Source organism: Streptomyces sp. CB03234 (assembly GCF_001905885.1).
In the GTDB taxonomy this organism is placed as follows: Bacteria; Actinomycetota; Actinomycetes; order Streptomycetales; family Streptomycetaceae; genus Streptomyces.
The window spans coordinates 1-15,856 of sequence record NZ_LIYH01000012.1; the positions used below are offsets into that span (position 1 = coordinate 1).

9 protein-coding genes and 1 pseudogene are annotated in these 15,856 nt (G+C 71.4%); 8 read left to right on the forward strand and 2 right to left on the reverse strand.

What is annotated here, in order from left to right:
• Positions 1–75: 75 nt before the first annotated feature.
• Positions 76–306 carry a hypothetical protein gene (locus AMK26_RS36860; RefSeq protein WP_143608719.1) on the reverse strand — a complete coding sequence of 77 codons (231 nt, stop codon included), beginning with the start codon at positions 304–306 and terminating at the stop codon, positions 76–78.
• Between the two features lie 30 nt (positions 307–336).
• Here AMK26_RS36860 and AMK26_RS35300 point away from each other — a divergent pair, with 30 nt between their 5' ends.
• The 4 genes and pseudogenes from AMK26_RS35300 to AMK26_RS35315 all read left to right on the forward strand — a co-directional run bounded on the left by AMK26_RS35300 (position 337) and on the right by AMK26_RS35315 (position 3,415).
• On the forward strand, positions 337–1,524 hold the full coding sequence (locus AMK26_RS35300) for an NAD(P)/FAD-dependent oxidoreductase (protein ID WP_073760404.1): 1,188 nt from the start codon (positions 337–339) through the stop codon (positions 1,522–1,524).
• Positions 1,521–2,015: pseudogene (locus AMK26_RS35305) on the forward strand (sigma-70 family RNA polymerase sigma factor); the annotation flags it as partial. The gene AMK26_RS35300 and the pseudogene AMK26_RS35305, both read left to right, overlap by 4 nt.
• 298 nt (positions 2,016–2,313) lie before the next feature.
• On the forward strand, positions 2,314–2,958 hold the full coding sequence (locus AMK26_RS35310; RefSeq protein WP_073760406.1) for a DoxX family protein: 645 nt from the start codon (positions 2,314–2,316) through the stop codon (positions 2,956–2,958).
• 151 nt (positions 2,959–3,109) lie between these two features.
• Positions 3,110–3,415, forward strand: a complete 306-nt coding sequence (locus AMK26_RS35315) for a DUF6355 family natural product biosynthesis protein (RefSeq protein ID WP_073760408.1) — start codon at positions 3,110–3,112, stop codon at positions 3,413–3,415.
• 122 nt (positions 3,416–3,537) lie between these two features.
• On the opposite strand, the gene AMK26_RS35320 is transcribed toward AMK26_RS35315, so the two are convergent.
• A complete protein-coding gene (locus AMK26_RS35320; RefSeq protein ID WP_073760410.1) occupies positions 3,538–4,524 on the reverse strand; it encodes an ArsR/SmtB family transcription factor in 987 nt (328 codons plus the stop codon).
• A 338-nt stretch (positions 4,525–4,862) separates the two neighbouring features.
• On the opposite strand from AMK26_RS35320, the gene AMK26_RS36865 reads away from it, so the two are divergent.
• The 4 genes from AMK26_RS36865 to AMK26_RS35335 all read left to right on the forward strand — a co-directional run bounded on the left by AMK26_RS36865 (position 4,863) and on the right by AMK26_RS35335 (position 15,853).
• Positions 4,863–5,048, forward strand: a complete 186-nt coding sequence (locus tag AMK26_RS36865) for a hypothetical protein (RefSeq protein ID WP_143608721.1) — start codon at positions 4,863–4,865, stop codon at positions 5,046–5,048.
• A gap of 739 nt (positions 5,049–5,787) precedes the next feature.
• On the forward strand, positions 5,788–7,059 hold the full coding sequence (locus tag AMK26_RS35325) for an MFS transporter (protein WP_073760450.1): 1,272 nt from the start codon (positions 5,788–5,790) through the stop codon (positions 7,057–7,059).
• The gene (locus AMK26_RS35330) at positions 7,016–10,756 is read left to right on the forward strand and encodes a non-ribosomal peptide synthetase (protein WP_073760412.1); all 3,741 of its coding nucleotides are present in this window, start codon (positions 7,016–7,018) and stop codon (positions 10,754–10,756) included. The genes AMK26_RS35325 and AMK26_RS35330 overlap by 44 nt, the downstream gene beginning before the upstream one ends.
• Positions 10,757–10,825: 69 nt before the next feature.
• A complete protein-coding gene (locus AMK26_RS35335; RefSeq protein WP_073760414.1) occupies positions 10,826–15,853 on the forward strand; it encodes a non-ribosomal peptide synthetase in 5,028 nt (1,675 codons plus the stop codon).
• Positions 15,854–15,856 lie beyond the last annotated feature (3 nt).

Below are 15,856 nucleotides of genomic sequence, written 5' to 3' on the forward strand. Positions count from 1 at the left end.
CAGTTCATGTCGACGCACCACAAACAGAGCAACGAGCCACCGACTTTCCAGACACCCCCTAGGGGGAATGGCCACCTATTCGCCAACAGAGTGCTGGTCGGGAGCGATCTCGACCAGCATGTTGCGTTGTGCGGGCTGATACGTCATCCGCAGCCCGAGCGCGCGGTAGAGCCTGTGCTCCTCGCGGTCGAAGGCCGGCGGCCACCCGCCGGCCTTTCCCGGGTGGCGCGACAACGCCACGCGGTACGACATGGCCGCATCACCGGTATTCGGCGGTGTGCCTCGTGTCACATCGACGGGTGTCACGTTTCGGCGGGCCTTCGGTGTCTTGGAGGCATGACGGAAGACAGTTCACCCAACAGCAAGGTTGTCGTGATCGGCGGTGGCTACGCCGGAACGCTCGCGGCCAATCGGCTGCGGATGCGTCCCGGAGTGGACATCACGTTGGTAAATCCCCGTCCGGCGTTCGTCGACCGGATCCGGCTGCACCAGTTCGTCGCCGGTACCGGCGAGGCGGAGGTGGACTACGGCACGCTGCTCGGCGAGGAGGTCCGGTTGGTCGTCGACAGCGCCACGCGCATCGACACCGCCGCCCGCACGGTGGAACTGGCGTCGGGGCGGGCGCTGGACTACGACTACGTCATCTACGCGGTCGGCAGCACCGGGGCGGCTCCCTCTGTGCCCGGCGCGGCCGATTTCTCGTTTTCCCTCAGCGAGTTGGAGCTCGCCCAGCGCCTGCGCACCAGGCTGGGAGAAGTACCGCTCAACGGTCAGGTCACCGTCGTCGGCGGCGGCTTGACCGGCATCGAGACCGCCGCCGAACTGGCCGAGCGAGGACGCGCGGTCACACTGATCTGTGGCACGACCCTGGCGCCGACGTTCAGCGCGCCGGGTCGCAGGTCCATCGCCAAGTGGCTGTCCCGGCACGGTGTCGCCGTGTTCGAGCACGACCCGGTGGCCGAGGTCAGGCCGGACGCGGTCGTCCTCGCGAGCGGTGTGGTGCGGTCGAGCGCGCTCACCATCTGGGCGGCCGGTTTCGGCGTTCCCGGCCTGGCCCGAGTCAGTGGGCTGCGTACCGACGTGCTCGGCCGGCTGCTCACCGACGAGACCCTGACCAGTGTCGACGACGACCGTGTCGTCGCGGCGGGCGACGCGGCGGGACCGTCGGACCGGCCGCTGCGGATGAGCTCGTACGCCGCCGGGCCCCTGGGTGCGCAGGCCGCCGACACCGTGCTGAGCCGCATCGCCGGGACTGAGCCTGAGGTGCTCAGCCTGGCCTTCTCGGGGGAGTGCGTCAGCCTGGGCCGGCGCAGCGCCGTCCGCCAGCTCGCCGGCAGGGACGACAGCCCGGTGAACATCTACGTCGGCGGCCGCGCCGGAGCGGCGGTCAAGGAGCTGATCTGCACGTTGGGAGTGGGGAAGATCCGTCGCGAGGCGCGAAAGCCGGGTTCCCTGATCTGGCCCAAGGGCGGCCCCCGTCCCGAGCAGTCGGCTGCCGCACCGCGTGGAGTCACGTCGCCATGACCACCGACGAGCATGCCGAGCGGTTCATCCTGCTGCGGCCACTGCTGTTCACCATCGCTTACGAGGTACTCGGCTCGGCAACCGAGTCCGACGACGTGCTGCAGGACAGCTATCTGCGGTGGGCGGAGGTGGACCTCGCGACGGTGCACGACACCAAGTCGTATCTGGCACGGCTGGTGACCCGCCAGGCGCTCAACGCGTTGCGGGCGAGCGCACGGCGGCGCGAGGACTACGTCGGCCCGTGGCTGCCCGAGCCCGTGCTGCTCGACGAGAACGACGCGTCGGCCGACGTGGTGCTGGCCGAGTCCGTGTCCATGGCGATGCTCGTGGTGCTCGAAACGCTCTCACCTGATGAGCGTGTGGTGTTCGTGCTCCGCGAGGTGTTCGGCTTCGCCCACAACGACATCGCGGCCGCGGTCGGCAAACCCGTGACGACCGTACGTCAGGCGGCGCACCGCGCCCGCAAGCACGTGCAGGCACGGCGCAGGCGGTTCGAACCCGCCGACACCGCGACGGCCGCCCCTGACAAGCTCCTCACGTTGACGCAGCCACGCCGGATCAGCCGGTAGCAGGAGCCCACGTGTGTGGTCTTCGCGGTGCACGGCATGCCCGGAGACCTGGTCTGCCGTTGTGAGGATGCTCGCCGGGTGCTGCCGGATCCGACCCAGCCCGGGAGCGTCGCCGGCACTGATGGAGATGTGGATCGCCATGGCCCTGCTGCGCGCTTCGCGAAGCTCGCCTGGCCAATTCGTACAGGCAAACGAGCGATCAATGCGACAAGGAACCGAGATGCAAACCAAGACGACCGACAGCCGACAGCACGCAACCGACCAAAAGCCGGCCACCACCGCACAAACCGAGGGCAACCGGATCCCTCTCTTGGCTTTCTGGTTCACCACCACCGTCGTCGTCTTCGAGTTGATCGCCGGATCGGCTTGGAACCTTCTGACGATCGACTGGATCGAAGCCCAATTCGACCACCTCGGCTACTCGGACTACTTCGCCTACATTCTGGGCGTGTGCCATTTCGGCGCGGCCGTCGTGATCGTCGTACCCGGTTTCCAGATGATCAAGGAGTGGGCGTACGCAGGTGTCTTCTTCATGTGGTCAGGTGCCGTGGTGTCGCATCTGGCACTGGGCGACGGTCTTGTGTCGTGGGGGCCGCCGCTGATGTTCCTGGCTTTTGCCGTCGCGTCATGGGCACTGAGGCCGGCCGACCGCCGACTCCAGGAGATACGGCTCCGCCGGGACCGCTCTGCCGACGCCGGCCGGGGCAGGGCGGGCCGGCCGGAGACCCGTCCTCGCGCTTGGGCCGTTTCGATCGGGCTCGTCGTCGTCCTGTCTGCCGTCTCGCTCCTCACGCTGCCCGCCGCGGAGGACATCACGGGCGAGTGGGCAGTCGAGCGCGGCTGGGCCGGCGGACACAGGCCGTGATCGTATGTCGTCTGGGGGTCGGCGATTCCCGTGAGCCATCGACAATTTCGTCGCAGCCCGAAAGTGGTTGTCCGTCCTGATCGTCGTCAGCAGACTCGGCGACAAGTGGTGCGGAATTCATCCGCTCAGGACACCAAGCAGGAGGCGAACGATGCGCCGTCGAATGAGGCGTTTTGCGGGCGCGCTGGCCGCGGTCGCGCTCAGCGGTACAACCCTTCTGGCCGCGAGCCCCCCGGCCGGCGCGGAGGGAACCGTCAGGAAATGCGGCTACTACGAGGATGCCGTGACGGCCTGGTACAACCACTGCACCAGCGACGGCAGCCACATCTGGGTCTACATCGACCGCGCCTGGCCGTACGGGGACGTGGAGCGCTGCCTCGGCCCCGGCATCACCGACATCGGTGGCGCCAGGGAAGTGAACAACGCCTGGTACTCGGGCCGTCTCTGTAATCCGTAGGGTGAGTGTGCCGGGCCCTGAGGCCCCGCGGGACTGATGAACGGAACACGCGAGCCGGGTCCGCTCACGGGCCCGGCTCCCGTGTCTGTGGAGTCAGTGCCGCCGCGCGCCGATACGAACCGTCAGTGCAACGATCGGCAACCGTCGAGAAGATCACGGCCGAGCGGTGTGACGGTGTGCCAGACGGTGTTGCCTGCGCGACGGCTGAGGATGAGCCCCGCCTGCCGCAAGGTCGTGGTGTGCTCACTGGCTGACGCAGGAGACAGTCGCAGGCGACCGGCGATCCCGCCGCCCGTCAAGCCACTGTTGGTCGCGATCTCCTCGAGAACAGCCGCGCGTGTCTGCCCCAGCAGGCGGGACAGTGGCGTGCGGTCCGGTTCGGGGGAGTGAATCAAGATTCTTTGCAGGGCGCGATTGGCCGGATACACCAGTACTGGCGTCATATGGTCGTCCAGCAGCGTAATGGGCAGGCCCCAGCAGAAGTAGGACGGGATAAGGCGCAGTCCTCGTCCGTCCAAATGGAGCTGCTGGTTCACCGGGTAATTCACCTGCAGTACGGGGGGCTTCCACCGGATGGTGGGGTGCAGGTTGCTCAGTAATCGCTCGGCGCCCCCTTCGAGCAGGTCCCGGACGCGAGCGGCCCGCTCCGCTTCGACCACGGAACGGATGCGGTTCCAGGGTCGGGCCAGCACGTTTGCGTGGTACTGACGCATGGCCGCGCCGAGGCGCTTCAGGGCGGCCAAGTCGCCTTGGGCGAGGGACCGCATCCAGGGCGTCGGGGCGCGCCGACCGCTCAGTAGAGCGATCTGCGGACGCAGTCGGCGGCGTTCGGTCCCCATGACTGCGTCGGCAACCGAGTCCAGCCCCCCGCCGGTGGAAGGGGTGAGGAAGTCGGGTGAGTAACCCCGGGGAGGAGCCAGAGCGAGCAGCAATCCAGTGGAGGGGGCGAGGCCGCGGTCGAGGGCCTGGTTCCGCCATGGTCCGAACACCACGTGATTGGCGGGACCGGCCAGCGCGTGCAGGCTCAACAGCATCTCCCAGGCCGCGTCCGGTTCCGATGCCAGGGTGATGCGGCCCAGGTCGTCCGCGGAGAAGTGGATCGTCAGCACAGGCACGACTACCTCATAGCTAACATGCTTTGCGAACGGGTCCGCTCAAAGTCTGGACGAGGCAGCCTGTCCGCGACCAGAACACCTTCGGCCGATCACGTGACAACCCCATGTCGGGTTCGTGACCCGGCAGTCCCGTTGGCACCGGCCCGGTGCCGTACTCGCTCACCAGAAAGCGCACTCGAAGCAGCGGCTCCACTGCGCCTCGACCGTCCTCGGCGCCTGAGGGGTTCGATCGTGCACGGCGGGCCCGGCCTCCGGTCCGCCCTCGCCCGCTACGAGCGGGAGCGCCGGGCCGCTCTCGTCCCGTCCCGGAGCGCGGCCCGCTGCAGCGCCCCGTGGTACGAGGACTTGCCGCGCTGCATGAGCCTGGAGCCCTCGGGCAGCGCCCCTCCCCGCTGCTGCCCTACGTCCCGCCCCAGTTGTCCTACCGGATGGACCGCGCGGCCGGACGCGTCGAGGCGCTCCGCAGCCTCGAGCGGCGGCTCGGACCGGCACTCGCCAGGGCGCTGCACGGGCGGTGAGGCGGGCCGCCGGCCGGCGGCGGGGACGGGTGAACTGCGGGAAAACCGCCGGTTCACCGGCCCTGAGGCGAGCAAATTGTGTCGTGATCATGACTGAAAAGCGTGGTTATCCGGAAGGACTGCGATCAGCCGGCCGGACCTACCGCCCGCCGCGCCCCTCCCACGGGCCCCCCGGACCGCCTCCCGGCCCCCGCGCGCCGGGCGTACGCGCCCCGTGGCTCAGGGGCGGACCCACCCGCCGTCGCCATTCCCCGTGCTCAGCAGCGTGCGCCCGGAGTTCACCCGGTGCGGGGTTCCGTCCGGGCCGACCGCCGGGGAGGGCGGCCGGAGGGGGAAGCCCGCGAGGCATCGCCCGGCCCGCTGCGCGACGATGTGGCCGACCGTCCGAACTCAAGCTCCAGAACAAGCCATTCCGCTGCGCTCTACCATCGTTGACGCGTTTCGTGTGAACTGTTAGAACGAACGGCGGAAATTGCGCGCTGCTCCGGCAGTCCGCATTACGGGGGTGGGGGCACTTCTTGAGGACACTCGCACGGGGGATTCCGGACTCAAGGGCCGGAAACGAGCACGTCTGACAGGTCATACACAAAAAACCCGGGACCACCGACGCATGCCCGCGCGCATGCGACACATCACGCCCTGGCGTCTCTCCCATTCGCACACCCACGGCGGTGTTGGCGCATTTCATGCCACCCGCTGGCTTCGCTTGCCCATCTCGGCCTACTGAACGGTGTGGAACGTGAAAGCATATCTGGCCATCCTGCGCATCGGTGACTACCGGTTGCTCTGGTCGGCTCTGGTGCTCAACCTGCTCGGCGACGGAGCCACTTACGCCGCTCTCGCCTGGATCACGGTGGAGGAGGCCGGCGCCGCCGGACTGGGAATCCTGGGAGTCTGTCTCACGCTCCCGGTGATCGCCGGAGGGGCCGTCGTCGGCCCGCTTCTCGACCGGTTCTCCCGGCGCAAGCTCTTCATCTACGACTCGGTCTTCCGGGGCCTGGTCGTCGCGCTGATCCCGCTCCTCGCCTTCGCGGACTCCCTTCACGTCTGGCACTTGTACGTCGTGGCGCTGGTGTACGGCTTCCTGAAGATCATTCCGCTGGCCGGTACGCCCGCCGTACTGCCCGAACTGGTGCCCGCCGACAAGCTCCAGGCGGCCTCCGGCCTGGAAGCCACCGCCATGGGCGCGGCCAACGTCCTCGGCCCGGCCATCGGCGCGGGTCTGATCACCCTCTTCGGCGCACCCAACGTCCTGCTCCTGGACGCCGCGACCTACCTGCTCTTCGCCTTCCTCATCAGCCGGATCAAGGCCCCGATGGGCCGCCCCGAGCCCGCGGAGACTACCGGCGACGCACCGCAGCGGCCCGGCTGGGCGCCCGTCTTCCGGCTCATCGTCCGCGACCGGTTCCTGCTCGTGCTCACGCTCTCGTTCGGCGCCTTCAACGTCTCCGCCGGCGCCCTGGTGGTCGCGCTGCCGTGGCTGGCGAAGTTCGAGTTCAGCAGCGGGCCCGGGGTGCTCGGGCTCATGCTGGCCGTGATGGCGGCGGGCGAACTCATCGGCTCGCTGGTCTCCGGCGCCGTACAGACATCCGAGAAGCAGATGCTCCGCATCGGTGTCTTCCAACTGCTCTCCGGCGCCGTCCTGTTCTTCCTCATCCCGACCGCGCTCCCCTGGATCCTGCTCGGACTGGCGCTCAACGGCATCCTGTCGGCGCCCATGACCGTCCTCGGCGGCGTGGTACGGATGACCCGGGTGCCCAACGAGATGCGTGGCCGCGCCATGACGCTGATGCGCACGGTGATGGCGGGCGCCCTGCCCGCCGGTTCCGCGCTCGGCGGCTTCCTGCTCACCGACAGCCACTACCACGGGCTGATCATCGCCGTCGCCGCGCTCGCCGCCGCGCCCGGCATCCTGACGGTCGTCCTCTTCCGCCGTACCCCGTTCAGATTGGGGGTGACCGCGGCCGATGACCAGCAGACCAAGAGCGACACCGTCCCCTCCGGCTCCTGACGCCGGCGAACCCGTCCTGCTCGTCACCGACCACCCGCGCGGCCTCGACAGCGGCACGGCGCGCTTCCGCACCCTCACCCTCGACCTGCCGGCCCTGCCGGCCCTGCCGCGCCACGGCGCCGACGCGGAGGAGGGCACCCTGCTCCTCGCCGCCTACGCCGTGCTGCTGCACCGGTACACCGGCCTCCGCAGGCTCCTCGTCGACACCGACCACGGGGCCCTGGCGCTGACCGTGGACCCGGCCGGACCGGTCGCCGCCCTGCTGGCCGGGTGCGCCGCGCCGCGGCCCGCCGGGCCCCCGGCCGGCACCGCCGTGCGGTACGCGGACCGCACGGCCCCCGGCGCCCCGACGACGGCGACGGAGGCGGCGACGGCGCCCGGCGAGGCGGGCGAGCTGCTCCTGACCCGCGAGGGGGACCGGGCCCGCCTCGCATACCGCTCCTCCCTGTTCGAACCGGCCACGATGGAACGTTTCGCCGAGCACCTGCTGCGCGTACGGGAGTTCCTCGCCCGCCGGCCCGACGCGACCGTCGGCGAGGCGGACCTCCTCGCGGAGGGCGAACAGGAGCTGATCCTCGGCTCCCTCAACGACACGGTCGCCGACTGGCCGGCCACGGCCACCGTCCACGGGCTCTTCGCCGAGCAGGCCCGGCGCACCCCGGAGGCAACGGCCGTCACCTGGACCGGCGGGCGGATGGACTACCGCGAGCTCGACGGACGGTCGGCCGACCTGGCCACCGCGCTGCGCACTCGTGGAGTGCGCACCGGCGACCGGGTGGGGCTCTGCGCGGCGCACGGCCCGGAACTGGTCGTCGCGGCGCTGGGCATCCTCCGCTCCGGAGCCGCCTATGTCGCGCTGGAACCCGACCACCCGGCCGAGCGCACCGCCTGGCTGCTGGCCGACTCCTCGGTGCGGGTGCTGGTCACCGGCCCCGGCCTCCCGGCCGAGCCGCCCTTCGACGGCACGGTCGTGACCGTGGACGCCCGGAACCACCGGAACGACGCCGCCACCGCCGAGCCCCCGGCCGCCACTGTGTCCGCCGGCGACCTGGCGTACATCTGCTACACCTCCGGCACCACGGGCACGCCGAAAGGCGTCCAGGTCACGCACCGCAATGTGGTCCGGCTGGTGAAGGGGACGCACTACGTACCGTTCGGGCCGGACACCAGAATGCTGCCCACCGGTTCGGTCGCCTTCGACGCGAGCACCTTCGAGATATGGGGCCCGCTGCTGAATGGCGGAAGTCTCCACATGGCCGACCGCGACGTCATTCTCAACGCCCCCGAACTGGGCCGGGAACTGAGCACGCGGCGGATCACCACCATGTGGCTGACCTCCCCGCTCTTCAACCAACTGGTGGAGCAGGACGCGAAAGCGTTCCGCCCCCTGAGGGAACTCGTCGTCGGCGGCGACGCGCTTTCCTCCCCGCACGTGGCGAAAGCCCTCGACGCCTGCCCGGAATTGACCGTGGTCAATGGGTACGGGCCGACGGAGAACACCACGTTCTCCCTCACCCACCGCGTCACCCGTGACGATCTGGACGGCCGCCGCATTCCCATCGGCCGGCCGATCGCCAACTCCACCGCGTACGTCCTCGACGAGGCGGGGCGCCTGTGCCCCGTCGGCGTGCCGGGCGAACTGTGCCTGGGCGGGGCGGGCGTCACCCTCGGCTACCTGGGCCGGCCGGACCTCACCGCCGAGCGGTTCACCGAGGACCCCTTCGTCCCCGGCGGCCGGATGTACCGCAGCGGCGACCTGGCGCGGCTGCGGCCCGACGGTGTGATCGACTTCCTCGGGCGCCGCGACCACCAGGTCAAGATCCGCGGGTTCCGCATCGAACCCGCCGAGGTCGAGAAGGCGATGCTCGGCCACCCCCGGGTCGCCGAGGCCGTCGTGACGGCACGGCCCATGCCGGGCCGCGGCGACCTGCGGCTGTGCGGCTACTACGCGGGCCCCCGGCCGCCCGCGCCGGAGGAACTGCGCGACCGCCTCACCCGCACCCTGCCCGGCCACATGGTCCCCACCCACCTGGTGCCCCTGGAGCGGCTGCCGCTCACCCACACCGGCAAGGTGGACCGGGACCGGCTCCCCGACCCGGACGGCTCACCCCTGCTCGCCGCGACCCCGTACACTGCGCCGGCCGACGACGTCGAGCGCACGCTCGTCGAACTGGCCGAGGCGGCACTCGGCCTGACCGGTATCGGCTCCGGCCACGACCTGCGCGACCTGGGCGCCGACTCGCTCACCGCGACCCTGATCGCCGCCGGGGCGCAGGAGCGGCTGGGCCGCCACTGCCCGGCGGGCGCGGTGCTGCGCAGCGGTACGCCCGCCCGCCTCGCCGCCCTGCTGCGGGACTCCACCGCCACCGCCGCGGCGCGCATCCCGGCCGCTCCCGACGCCGACACCTACCCGGTGACCCCGCAGCAGCGGCAGGTCTACCTGGAGCAGATCAAGGACGCGCGGGCCGTGCACTACAACGTGCCCGTCACCCTCGACCTGCCCGCCGGAACCGACCCGGCGCGCCTTGGCGACGCCCTGCGGCGGCTCCCGGAGTACCACGAGGCGCTGCGCACCCGCTTCACCGTCGAGGGCGGCGAGGTCCGCCAGTGCGTCGACGCCCACGCCGAGCCCTCGGTACGGGTCGTCGACGACCCGCGCGAGGCCACCCCGCCCGGCGCGTTCGTCCGCCCCTTCGACCTGGCGCGGGCACCGCTGTGGCGCGCCGAGGTGCACCGCGCGGGGGAAGGCGTCCGGCTGCGGCTGGACCTCCACCACATCATCGTGGACGGCTTCTCCCTGACCCCGCTCCTGGAGGACCTGGCGCTGCTGTACGCGGGCGGCGAACCCACCCCGCCCGCCCGCAGGTACCGGGACTACGCGGTATGGCTCCGCGGGCGCGACGCCACCGCGGCCCGCGAGGCCCAGGCCCCGTACTGGGAGAAGGTGTTCGCCCGACCGGTCGACCCGGCGGACCTGCCCACCGACCACCCCCGCCCGGCGCTGCGCGGCCTCGACGGCGACGTCCTCGCCTTCGACCTCGGCCGCGAACGGACCGACCGGATCCGCGCCGTGGCACGCGCGCACGACGTCACACCGTTCGCCGTGCTGGCGTCGGCGTACGCCCTGCTGCTGTCCGGGCTCAAGCGCACGGCCGACATCACGGTCGGCACCCCGGTGTCCGGCCGCACCGTCCCCGGGCTGCACCGCACCGTGGGCATGTTCGCCAACACCGTCGTCCTGCGCCTCGACGCCGACCCCGCCCTGCCGTACGACGCCTTCCTGCGGCGTACCGGCGATGCCGCCCAGGAGGCCTCCGCACACCAGGACTTCCCGTTCGAGGAGGTCGTGGCCCGGACCGGTTCCGCGCGGGACTACAGCCGCACCCCGCTGTTCGACGCGCTCCTCGCGCTGCACAGCGCGCGCTACCTCTCCGTCGACTTCCACGGCACCCGCGTACCGCTGCGCCTGGAGCAGACCGGACAGGCCGTCTTCGACCTCAACATGCAGATCCACGAGACCCCCGGCGGCCTGAGCGTCGACTGGCAGTACGCCGCGGGACTGCTGCGCCGCGACACGGTCGAGTCCTGGCGCGACACCTTCATCTCGGTGCTCGACACGGCGACCACCGACCCGACCACCTCCCTGGGCGCCCTCCTGCCCGCCCCCTCCGGCTTCGACCTCGACTTCGATCTCTGACTGCTCACGGCACCACGCACACGCACGGCCCGTCACGCACTCACTCGCAGCTCGATCCAGGAGACACCTATGCCGTCGCACCACCCCGAGGCAGCACCCTCCGCGCAGGCCGCCCACTGGCGATCCCAGCTGGCCGCGCTCACGGAGACCTCCGGCTTCCTGTCCGACTTCCGCCCGGCGGCGGACCGGGAGCGGGTGCCCACCGCCACCCACGCGGTACGCCTCGGACCCGAACTGACCGCCCGCCTCGACCGCGTCAGCCGCGACCGGCCGGAGCAACTGCACGTCGTCCTGACCGCCGCCCTGATCGCCCTCGTCGGCCGCTGCACCGGCCAGGAGGACGTCGTCGTCGCCCAGCCGACCCGCGGCGCCGCCCCCGCCCACGCCGGCGGACCGCTCCTGCTGCGCACCGCCCCCACCGGCACCCTCCGCGAACTGCTGGCCCGGGTCGCCGCCGCCGTCCGGGACGCCGAGCGCCACCAGGACTGCGACGTCGCCGCCCTCGCCGCCGAACTGGGCCGCCTCGACGCCTTCGACACCGCCATCGAGCTCACCGGCTTCCACGACGCCGGGTACGCCACCCCCGCCGCCACCCGCTTCACCGTCTCCCGCGCGGACGACGGACTCGTCGTCACCGTCACGTACGACACCGACCGCATCGCCGAGGACTCCGTCCACCGCATCGCCGGCCACTACGCCCTGCTGCTGGACCTCGCCACCTCGGAGCCCGACCGGCAGGTCACCGACCTGTGGCTGTGGACGGACGAGGACGCGGCGATCATCGAGGCGAGCAACGCCACCGACCGGCCCTTCGACGACGAGGCCACCCTGCACGGCCTGTTCACCGCGCAGGCCGCCCGCACCCCCGAAGCGCCCGCGCTCCTCACCGACGCCGGCACCGTGACGTACGGCGAACTCGACGCCCGCTCCGACCGGCTCGCGCACACCCTGCGCGGACGTGGCGTCGGCCCCGGCACCGTCGTCGCCCTGGTCGCGGAGCGCTCACCCGAGATGATGACGGGCCTGCTCGCGGTGCTGAAGGCGGGCGGCGCCTACCTGCCCGTCGACCCCTCCTACCCGCAGGCCCGCATCGACTTCCTCCTCGCCGACAGCGGGGCGCGCCTCGCGCTCACCCAGGCCCGGTTCACCGCGCTCCTCGGCGACACCCCGGCGCTCGACCTTCAGGACGCCGCCGCGTACGCCGGCACCGACGGGCCGGCCGAGCCCGCGGGCGACGCCGGCGACGTCGCGTACGTCATCTACACCTCCGGCTCGACCGGCCGCCCCAAGGGCGTGCAGGTGGAGCACCGCAGCGCCGTCAACCGGCTCGCCTGGATGCAGAACGCCTACCCCCTCGGGGCCGGCGACGTCATCCTGCAGAAGACCTCCGTCTCCTTCGACGTCTCCGTCTGGGAGCTGTTCTGGTGGTCCCTCGCCGGTGCCGCCCTCGCCCTGCCCGCGCCCGGCACCGAGAAGGACCCCGCCGAACTGCTCGCCGCGCTCGACCGGCACTCCGTGACGACCCTGCACTTCGTGCCGTCGATGCTCAGCATGTTCCTCGGTCACCTCGACCGGTTCGGCGACGCCTCCCGGGCCCGGACCGTGCGGCAGGTCTTCGCCAGCGGCGAGGCCCTCACCCCCGCCCAGGCCGCGCGGTTCGCCGAACTGCTGCCGGAGGCCCGCCTGATCAACCTGTACGGCCCCACCGAGGCGACCGTCGACGTCACCCACCAGCCCGTCACCGGCCTCGACCGGGCGGACCGCCGCGCCCGGCTGCCCATCGGCCGGCCGATCGACAACATCCGGATGCACGTCCTCGACGACCGGGGCAACCCGTGCCCCGTGGGCATGCCCGGTGAACTCCACGTGGCCGGCGTCGGCCTGGCCCGCGGCTACCTCGACAGACCGGAGCTGACCGTCGAGAAGTTCACCGGCGGCGCCGCGGTCGGCGAGGAACGCCTCTACCGCACCGGCGACCGCGCCCGGTGGCTGCCCGACGGCACCCTCGACTACCTGGGGCGCGTCGACCTCCAGGTCAAGGTCCGCGGCTTCCGCGTCGAACCGGGCGAGATCGAGGAACGGCTGCGGGCCCATCCGGACGTCCGGGACGCCGCGGTGGTCGCCGTGGACGACGGCCTGACCGCCTCCCTGCGGGGCTTCGTCGTACCGGCCGGGGAAGCGCCGGCCGAGAGCGCGCTCAAGGACCACCTGCGCGAGGCGCTGCCCGCCTACATGGTGCCCGGCCGCATCCTCGCCCTCGACGAACTGCCGCTCACCCCCAACGGCAAGCTGGACCGCGCGGCCCTGCGCAGCCCCGACGCGCTGCGCCCGAAGCCCGCCGGCCACGTCGCCCCGCGCACCGAGCACGAGAAGACCCTCGCGGAGATCTGGCGTGAGGTCCTCGGCCGCGACCGGATCGGCGTGAACGACAACTTCTTCGCCCTCGGCGGGAACTCGATCCACTTCGTATCGGTCCTCGCCAAGGCCCGCGAGGCGGGGCTGGAGTTCACCTTCCAGCAGCTCTTCAAGCACCAGACCATCGCCCGGCTGGCCCGCTGCATCGAGGACGCGAACGAGTCCGCGACCGCCGAGGCGGACGTCGCCGCCCGCGGCGCGTTCCGGCCCTTCGAGCTGATCGGCGACGCCGACCGAGCCCTGCTCCCGGAGGACGCCGAGGACGCGTACCCGCTCTCCATGCTCCAGGCCGGGCTGATCTTCCAGACCGAGATCACCGGCGGCCTCGGCCAGTACCACGACGTGCTGAGCTACTCGATCACCGGCACCTTCGACACCGAGGCCTTCACCGAGGCCGTACGCCTGCTCACGTCGCGCCACCCGATCCTGCGCACCACCTACCACCTCACCGGCTACAGCGAGTTCCTCCAGATCGTGCACCGGGAGGTCGACCCGCCGCTGACCGTCGCCGACCTGCGCCACCTCGACGCGGCCGGGCAGGAGGCCTGGCACCAGGAGTGGCTGGCGAAGGAGAAGGCCCGCCGCTTCGTGTGGGAGGAGGGCGGACTGGTCACCCTGCACGTCCAGGTGCTCGGCGACGACCTGTTCCGCTACACCGTCAGCCAGCACAACTCGGCACTCGACGGCTGGTCCATCTCGCTGCTGCACACCCAGCTGTTCGAGCTGTACCACCAGCTGCGCGAAGGCCGGGACACCTCCCGCCCGCCCGTCGACAACCACCTGCGCAACTTCGTCGGCCTGGAGACCCAGGCACTGCGCTCCCCGCAGTCCCGGGACTTCTGGCGGAAGGTGCTGCGGGACCCGCACCCCGCCGACGTCCCGCCCCGGCCCGGTGCCGAACCCACCGACGACTTCCGCGTCGTCCTGCGGGACGTGCCCCTGCCGAGCGGGCTCACCCAGCGCATCGAGGCGACCGCCGACGCCCTGTCGGTGCCCTTCAAGGACGTGCTGCTCGCCGCCCACATGAAGGTCCTCGCCCTGGTGTCCGGACAGGACACCGTGATGACCGGCTACGAGCACAGCGGCCGGCCCGAGCTGCCGGGCGCGGAGACCACCCTCGGCCTGCACCTCAACACCGTGCCCTTCCAGGTCGACCTCGCCGGCGGGAGCTGGGCCGACCTGATCCGCCGCGTGTACCGCGCCGAGGCCGACCTGCTGCCGCACCGGCGCTACCCCATGGCCCGGATGAAGCAGGACCTCGCCACCCAGCGCGTCCTGTTCAGCACCACCTTCAACTTCACCCACTTCTACCTGCTGCAGAACCTCAAGAAGCTGCCGGAGTTCTCCATGCTGGACATGCGGGTCGACTCCGAGACGGAGTTCCCGTTCCGCACCGAGTTCTCCCGGCACTTCTTCGACGACGAGCTCCAGCTCTGCCTGCACTTCCACACCCACCTGTACGACGAGGCGCAGATCGACCGCATCGGCGGCTACTTCGTACGGGTACTGGAGCTGATGGCCGCGGAGCCCGACGCGCCGCACGACGCCCACGCCCTGCTCGCGGACGAGGACCTGGCCCTGCTGGGCCGCACGCCCACGTCCGCCACCCGGGCGGCGGACCCGGCCACCACCACCGCCGGCAGCGCGTCCGAGGCCACCGTCACCCGCATCCGGGACGCCTGGGCGAACGTCCTCGGCACCCCGCCCTCCGCCATCGCCCGCGACGGCGACTTCTTCGCCCTCGGCGGCAACTCCCTGTCGGCGCTCCGCGTCGTGCTGGAACTGGACGGCCTGGTCACCCTCTCCGACCTCACCCGCACCCCACGCCTCGGTGAACTGGCCGCCCTGGTGGACGAGCGCTCCGCGCGCGAGGAGGGCACCGGCCAGGAGCACGGCGAACTGCTCCAGCGGCTGACCAGCGCCCCCGGCGAGGCCGCCCTCGGAGCGGTGATCTGCGTCCCGTACCCCTGCGGCCACCCGGTCAACTTCAAACCGCTCGCCGAGGCCATCGAGAAGCTCACCCCCGACCTCGTCGTGTACGGCGTCGAACAGCCGGGGCACAGCCCCGAGCGCCGGGGCGAGTTCACCGACGTCACCGAGACGGTGGTGCGGATCGTCGACGAGATCGAGCAGCGCGCCGACCTGCCGCTGATCCTCTGGGGCCACTGCGGCGGCGCCGCCGTGACCGTCGAGCTGGCCCGCGTCCTGGAGGAGCGCGGCTTCGACCTCCGGCACGTCTTCATCGGGTCCAAGCTGCTGCCGCCCGCCTCCGACATGCGCGAGTCCATCGCCATGATCGACGGCTGGAGCGACGAGGAGATCATCAGATACATGGTCGAGGAGACCGGCTACGGCGAACTGGACGGCCTCGACCACCGCTACATCTCCTTCCTCGGCGACTCGTTCCGCCACGACGTCTGCGGCGGCTACCGCTACTTCATCGGGCGCACCGAGCAGCCGTCCGGGCGGCGCATCGAAGCACCGTTCACGGTCGTCGTCGCCGACGACGACGAGAGCCTCGCCCACGCCGCCGAGGCCCACCGCTCCTGGGAGCTGCTCGCCGAGGACGTGCGCTTCCGGCGACTGGCGTCCGGCGGCCACTACTTCGTACGAGGAAATCCCGCCGGCACCGGCGAACTGATCGAGCGGGCGTGGGCCACCACGACCGAGATGGAGGGCTGAGAC